The organism is Pseudomonas sp. P5_B2 (assembly GCF_056400445.1).
Genome location: NZ_JBFULH010001040.1, coordinates 1 through 1,099, shown reverse-complemented (window position 1 = coordinate 1,099; position 1,099 = coordinate 1). Strand labels below are relative to the sequence as shown.

The 1,099-nt window shown below is 60.0% G+C and carries 1 protein-coding gene; it reads left to right on the top strand.

Going from position 1 to position 1,099, the window contains the following annotated elements:
- A partial coding sequence (gene ruvB / locus AC1DRJ_RS29015; protein ID WP_477805157.1) for a Holliday junction branch migration DNA helicase RuvB occupies positions 1–965 on the top strand: 965 nt, incomplete at its 5' end.
- Between the last annotated feature and the right edge of the window lie 134 nt (positions 966–1,099).

Here is a 1,099-nt window from a genome sequence, read left to right as displayed (position 1 = left end):
ATATAGGCCAGCCGACTGTTCGCGAGCAAATGGAGTTGTTCATCCAGGCCGCCCGTGGGCGTAACGAGTCGCTGGATCACACGCTGATCTTCGGTCCGCCGGGCCTGGGGAAAACCACCTTGGCGAACATCATCGCCCAGGAAATGGGGGTGTCGATCAAGAGCACGTCGGGGCCTGTGCTTGAGCGTCCGGGTGACCTGGCCGCACTGTTGACCAACCTTGAACCTCATGATGTGCTGTTCATCGACGAAATCCATCGCCTGTCACCGATCGTCGAAGAAGTGCTGTACCCGGCCATGGAAGATTTCCAGCTCGACATCATGATTGGCGAAGGGCCGGCCGCGCGTTCGATCAAGCTTGATCTGCCGCCCTTCACCCTCGTCGGTGCAACCACGCGTGCCGGTATGTTGACCAACCCGTTGCGCGACCGCTTCGGGATCGTCCAGCGCCTGGAGTTCTACAGCACCGCGGACCTCGCCACGATCGTCAGCCGTTCGGCGAGCATTCTCGGGTTGCCGCTGGACCCGGAAGGCGCCTTTGAAATCGCCCGGCGTGCCCGCGGTACGCCACGGATCGCCAACCGCCTGTTGCGTCGGGTACGCGATTTCGCCGAAGTGCGCGCCAAGGGGCACATTACCAAGCCGATTGCCGACCTCGCGCTGAATCTGCTGGATGTCGACGAACGTGGTTTCGACCACCAGGACCGGCGTCTGCTGCTGACCATGATCGAGAAGTTTGACGGTGGACCGGTCGGGGTGGACAGCCTGGCCGCCGCGATCAGTGAAGAACGCCACACCATTGAAGACGTGCTGGAGCCGTACCTCATCCAGCAGGGCTACATCATGCGCACCCCCCGGGGGCGAGTGGTGACCCGACATGCGTATTTGCACTTCGGTTTAAACATTCCGTCACGAATGGGCGAAATGCCCGTCGTAGACGAGTTCCTTGATGCCGTGGACGATTAATAATTTTTGCGCACTGATATATTCGGCGTTTGTGCGGTCCCAGGACCGTACTTCTGCCGGAAAGCCGCAGATCAATGAAAAACAGTTGCCTGGCCGGATTGGCAACCTGAGGAGTAAGCACTAGAGTATGCGCG